This is a genomic window from bacterium (assembly GCA_016873475.1).
Classification (GTDB): Bacteria; Krumholzibacteriota; Krumholzibacteriia; order JACNKJ01; family JACNKJ01; genus VGXI01.
The window spans coordinates 1-5615 of the sequence record VGXI01000197.1; the positions used below are offsets into that span (position 1 = coordinate 1).

Below are 5615 nucleotides of genomic sequence, written 5' to 3' on the forward strand. Positions count from 1 at the left end.
CGCTCCGCTCAGGCGAAGCGGAAGATGAGCGGGAAGAGCAGCACCACGGCCGCCGCCCAGAGAGAGTACACCGGCAGGTAGCCGGTCTGCCAGCGCTCGAGGGCGGCAAAGGGAGCGCGCCCGCGCAGGCAGCGCGCTGCGCCGAGGCCCCGCTTCCAGGCCAGGTACAGGGCCAGGAAGGGCAGCACGAAGAACGACAGGTTGCGCATGTAGAAGAGCGGCGCCTCGCTCGCGATCGCAATGCCGAAGAGCTCCGGCAGCTTGATCGCTGCGGCAGCCGCGGCGGCGAGCGCCAGAACGACCCGCCCCTCGCTGCGCGCGGGTCGCGCTCCGGCCTCGCCCGCCTCGGCCCCGGCCCCGCTCGTGAGCACGAGCTGGCGCCAGAGCCGATCGCTGTGCTCGCGCGCGAACTCCGCCGAGAGCGCGCTGACGCTGCCCAGCCGCTTCACCGCGACGAGGAAGGCCTCGTCGGCGGCCAGCCCGGCGGCGGTCAGCGCCTCGATCTGGTCGCGCAGGTGCCCTTCGAGCTCCTCCACATCGGCGCCGGCGATCGCCTTGCCGCGCCCGACGAAGGCCCGCCACTCGGCGATCTGGCCCTCGAGCGCGTCCACCCCTGTTGCCATCTCCTCAGCAACCTCCGAGCGGTTTGAGCTGGATGGTCAGGAGTCGCTGCGACCAGATGTTGCGCAGGGCCTCGTCCACGGCCTGCCACTGCTTGCGCTCGGCGGCGAGCTGCGCGCGCCCCTGCGGCGTGATCCGGTAGACCTTGCGCTGCCGGCCGGTCTCCGCCTGCTGCCAGCGGCCGGCGATGTAGCCCAGCCGCTCCAGCCGGTGCAGCACCGGATAGAGCATGCCCTCGCTCCAGGCGAGGCTCCCGCCCGACAGCTCGCTCACGCGCCTCAGGATGGCGTAGCCGTAGCTCTCCCGCTCGGCGAGGATGGCGAGCACGAGCGGCGTGGCCGAGGCGGCGACGAGGTCCTTGTTGATGTCCATGCCGGAGGCAGTATACCTAGGGGTTCTAGGTATGTCAAGACGGCGGGCGGATGGGTCCGGCGAGACGGCGATCAGTCCCCGCTCCGCAGCAACTCGCTGTTGTAGACGTTCACGGCATCGATGGCCTCGCCCTTGGCTACATTGTAGCCCAGATGATCGCCGACGAGCACCATCGTCATACCGGTCGTGAAGCCGCCGACGCCGATCCAGAAGCTGCGATGATCGAACACTGAGCCTGTGTACTCGTCATCCGAAGGCAGGCTCATCAGGCTGGACACCGCGCTGCCGACGACCACGTCACACCGATCCACGTCAGCCGGTTGCCGGCAGTGCGGTGATCCCGCGCCGCCTGCGCCAGCCGCTCTGCGCGTGGCACGCCAGCAACATCGCCCGTCAGGCCTGCCCAGTCGGACTCGCAGACCAGGCTGCCGTCCTTGTACAGTTTGAGATCGCCGTCGTAGTACCAGACGAGTTCACCAGGGGCGGCGTGTTGCCGCTCGTACTGGGTGAGCGCGGGCGCGCAACCTGCTCCCCCGAGCGCGAGCACGGCGAGAACGAGGCCGGCCGCCCGCCGAGCCTTGAAGTGCTCTGCCATGCTCAGTCCCCCTTGCTGCGATCGGGGTCTATCAGCGCCGCACGGGCCACGGCATCGTTCTGGATGTTCATGGCATCGATGAGTCGCGCGCGGGCGAGGCCGACCTTGCTCTCACCGGAGCCCATGATCGCCAGCCCGATCGGCGGCACGAAGATCAGGAGAACCCCACCGACCGCCATTTGAGTCTGTCCGGAGCCGTGCAGGCTATCGACCGCGGCCAGGGCGACCTGTGCCTGGGGATCCCAGGTTGTGGCGGCCTCTGCCCCAGCCCAGGGGATGACGAGAGTGGAATCGCGCATCAGGGCGTACTCGTCGTCCACGACAACGAGATAGGCGCGGTGGCCCTTGGGTGAAATGAAAGAAGTCGAGGCCGAGCAACCCGCGAGGATCGATAGGAGCGATACCAAGGCCGCAAGCCCCCGCATTCCCCTCCCCGCGACAGCGCCGCAATCGCAATGAGGCTCCCCGGGAAGGACTTGAACCTTCAACCCTGCGGTTAACAGCCGCATGCTCTGCCAATTGAGCTACCGAGGAATAGCAGAATCAAGGATAGGGCCGCCTCCGCTGGCTGTCAAGGCGCCCAGCGGCGCCGGACCGGTGCGCCCGGCATGCGACCGCCCAGCCCGGGACGCGGCCAGGGCTCAATCGTCGCGGGCCTGTCGGGTCGCCTCCGCTGGCTGCCCGCCGTCGGTCGCGATCACTGCGATCAGCACCTTGTCGATGCGGTTGCCGTCCATGTCGACGACCTCGAAGCGTGCGTCGCCGTGCCTGAAGCTGACGCCGGCCATCGGGATCCGACCCAGGTGGTCCAGCACGAAGCCCGCCAGCATGTCCACCGTATCGCCCATGTCGATGCCCGTCACGGCTTCCACTTCGTCGGTGGGCACCCCTCCGTCCGCCAGCCACGACCCGTCGTCTCTCTGCACGATCCGGGGACCGCTGTCTTCCCCGCGCTCCGGCAGATCGCCGGCGATGGCCTCGATCACGTCGGTCAGGGTCACCAGGCCTTCCGTGTCGCCGTACTCGCCCACAACGACGGCGATGTGCACCTTCTCCTTCTTGAACCGATTCAGAAGGCTGAGGACCGTCGCGCCGTCCGGCACGAGCAGCAGCGGCGAGACCAAGGCGGCCAGCTCGACCGTATCCCGCGCCAGGGCCTCGGGGAGCAGGTACTTGGTGTGGATGTAGCCGACGGGCTTGTCCAGCGTGCCGTTGCAGACCAGCAGTCGCGAATAGCGGTGGGCCTCGACCATGGCGATGATGGTGTCGCGGTCGGCATTCACATCCCCCCAGACGATCCGGCTGCGCGGGGTCATGATGACCCGCACGGAACGATCCGCGAGACGGAGCACGCCTTCGATCATCGCCTGTTCCTGGGGCACGAAGACGCCGGCCTGCGTGCCCTCGGCGATCAGCGACTTGACTTCATCCTCGGTGACGGTGGATTCGCGCGTGCCGGCGAGGCCGAGCAGGCGCAGGACCCGCTCGGAGGAAACGTGCAGTAGCCACACCGCTGGAGCGGCAATCAAGGAGAGCCCGCGCATCGGTCCGGCCACCAGCGCCGCGACCTGCTCGGAATGGGCCAGGGCGATCCGCTTCGGCACGAGCTCGCCGATGATCAGGGACAGGTAGGTGATGCCCACGACCGTGATGCCGATGCCGGCGGAACCGCCGTGGGGCGAGATCAGCGGCAGCGTGTTGAGCCAGCCCCCGAGCCGCTGGCCCAGGGTCGCGCCGCTGAATGCCCCGGCGATGATGCCGACCAGCGTGATGCCGATCTGCACCGTCGAGAGAAACCGGCTCGGATCGTCGATGAGGCGGAGCGCGGCGCGCGCCCCGCGACCGCCCTGATTGGCCATCTGCTCGAGGCGGCTCTTGCGCGCGGAGAAGAGGGCCAGTTCCGACATGGCGAGGAGGCCGTTGACCAGGATCAGCAGCAGGACGACCAGCAGTTCAAAATAGAGCATGACGGCCCATTGCCAACGACGAGCCGCGAGCGGATCGTCGTCATGTGATCCGGTGCCCCGCGAAGCGATCGACCTTCACCCTGCGGTCGGCCGCCGCACCCTCCGCCGGGCGGGCTGCCGCGGAAGGGCGACGCTCAGGATAGGGGTCGCTCGCGAGGGCTGTCAAGGCCCCCCCCTGGCGATCGACGCGCTGCCCGCGCAGGAAGCCTTGCCCGGTGCCGAAATCCGAGTACACTGGGCGGGCCGCCGCGCGCGTTGCCGCCGCGGCCCCATCTTGCCGCGCCCTGGTCGCGGCCCACCAGTCGAGGGAGTGAATCGCCATGGCCACCGCTCGCCCTGCGCAGTCCGCCAAGTCCGTCGCCAAGGAGCCGCTCTGGGATCTCTCCGCGCTCTTTTCGAGCCGCAAGGACGCCAAGATCGAGCGCGACTTCCGGCTCCTCGAGCGCGCTTGCGCGGCCTTCGCCAAGGCCTATCGCGGCAAGGTGGCCCGGCTCGCGGCGCCCACCCTGCACAAGGCGCTCGGCGAGCTGGAGAAGATCGAGGTCATCTCCTACCGCCTCTTCATCTACGCGCAGCTCGAGCACGCCACGAAGAGCAACGACCCGAGCTGGGGCGCCTTCCTCCAGATGGTCCAGGAGCGGCACACCAAGGCCGCCTCGCAGCTCGAGTTCTTCCACGTCGAGTGGGTGGCCACCCCCGACGCCAGAGCGCGCGGCCTCATCCGCGACCCGCGTCTCGCCCGCTATCGCCACTACCTGGCGCACGCCCGCGCCTACAAGAAGCACACGCTGAGCGAGGCCGAAGAAGTGCTCGCGTCCAAGCTCGGCCAGGTCGGCACGCCGGCCTGGGTGCGCTACTACGGCAGCGTGCTCTCGGACATCAAGTACCAGCTCAAGGGCAAGACCCTCACCGAGTCCGAGATCGCCGCCAAGTTCCGGGACCCGAATCGCGAGACGCGCCGCCTGGCCAGCGAGGCCCGCGCCAAGGGCCTGCTCGGCGCGCAGAAGCCGCTCACCTTCGCCTTCAACATGGTGCTGGGAGGCAGCATGGTCGGCGACGAGGTTCGCCGCTACGAGCACTGGGTGCAACGCCGCAACCTGGCCAACGAGATCCCCGACAAGGTCGTGGACGCGCTCGTCGCCGCCTGCCCCGAGCGCAGCGACATCCTGCGCCGCTACCTGCGCCTCAAGCAGAAGGCCATGCGCCTGCCCGCCCTCATGTCCTACGACGTCTGGGCGCCGCTGCCCGGCGCGCCCCAGCGCCGCATCCCCTACGCCCAGGCGATGGACATGGTGGTCGAGCTCTTCGCCGAGACCCGTCCCAGCTTCGGCCGCATCGCCCGCGACATGTTCGCCCAGCAGCACGTCGATGTCCCCCCCTACGCGGGCAAGCGCGGCGGCGCATTCTGCATGCCCAACATGCAGGGCCTGCCCTACGTGCTGATGAACTGGACGGGCAAGGCGCGCGACGTCGCCACCCTCGCCCACGAGTTCGGCCACGCCGTCCACATGGAGCTGAGCCGCAAGCAAGGCCCCCTCGGCACGGTGGAGAGCCTGGTCATGGCCGAGGTCGCCTCCGTCTTCATGGAGACCGTCCTCTACGAGAAGCTGCTGGCCCGCACCAAGAATCCCCGCGAGCGCCTGCACATGCTCCAGGAGATCATCGAGGACGGCTTCGCCACCACCTTCCGCCAGATGCAGTTCAACCGCTTCGAGAACGCGGTGCACAACCACCGCCGCGAGAAGGGCGAGCTGAGCGCGGCGGACATCGCCCGCCACTTCGCCGAAGCCGAGCGCGCCTACTTCGGCAAGACGATGACGCCGGCCAAGGACGCCGACTGCTTCTGGATGTACGTGAGCCACTTCGTCAACGTGCCGGGCTACGTCTACGCGTACTGCGCGAGCTACCTGGTGGTGCTCGCGCTCTACCGGCGTTACCAGCAGCAGGGCGAGCGCTTCCTCGCCGGCTATGAGGCGATGCTGGCGGCCGGCGGCAGCGCCGCGCCCGCCCAGCTCCTCGCCAAGCTCGGCGTGGACTGGAGCGACCCGGCCTTCTGGCAA

6 protein-coding genes and 1 tRNA gene are annotated in these 5615 nt (G+C 68.9%); 1 reads left to right on the forward strand and 6 read right to left on the reverse strand.

Annotated elements, in window-relative coordinates:
• Positions 1-8: 8 nt before the first annotated feature.
• From FJ251_12910 to FJ251_12935, 6 genes are all read right to left on the reverse strand, one after another.
• Positions 9-623, reverse strand: a complete 615-nt coding sequence (locus tag FJ251_12910; protein ID MBM4118609.1) for a hypothetical protein — start codon at positions 621-623, stop codon at positions 9-11.
• Positions 624-627: 4 nt separating this feature from the next.
• Positions 628-993: a PadR family transcriptional regulator gene (locus tag FJ251_12915; GenBank protein ID MBM4118610.1), complete on the reverse strand. Its 366-nt coding sequence runs from the start codon at positions 991-993 to the stop codon at positions 628-630.
• Between the two features lie 265 nt (positions 994-1258).
• Positions 1259-1588 (reverse strand): hypothetical protein, encoded by a 330-nt coding sequence (locus FJ251_12920; protein MBM4118611.1) that lies wholly within the window; start codon positions 1586-1588, stop codon positions 1259-1261.
• A 2-nt stretch (positions 1589-1590) separates the two neighbouring features.
• The gene (locus tag FJ251_12925; protein ID MBM4118612.1) at positions 1591-2013 is read right to left on the reverse strand and encodes a hypothetical protein; all 423 of its coding nucleotides are present in this window, start codon (positions 2011-2013) and stop codon (positions 1591-1593) included.
• Positions 2014-2046: 33 nt separating this feature from the next.
• A tRNA-Asn gene (locus FJ251_12930) sits at positions 2047-2122 on the reverse strand.
• 107 nt (positions 2123-2229) lie between these two features.
• Entirely contained in the window at positions 2230-3555 is a 1326-nt protein-coding gene (locus FJ251_12935) for an HlyC/CorC family transporter (GenBank protein MBM4118613.1), read from the reverse strand.
• Positions 3556-3875: 320 nt separating this feature from the next.
• Between FJ251_12935 and FJ251_12940 the strand changes: the two genes are divergently transcribed.
• Positions 3876-5615: M3 family oligoendopeptidase (locus FJ251_12940; protein ID MBM4118614.1), on the forward strand; the 1740-nt coding region annotated here is incomplete at its 3' end.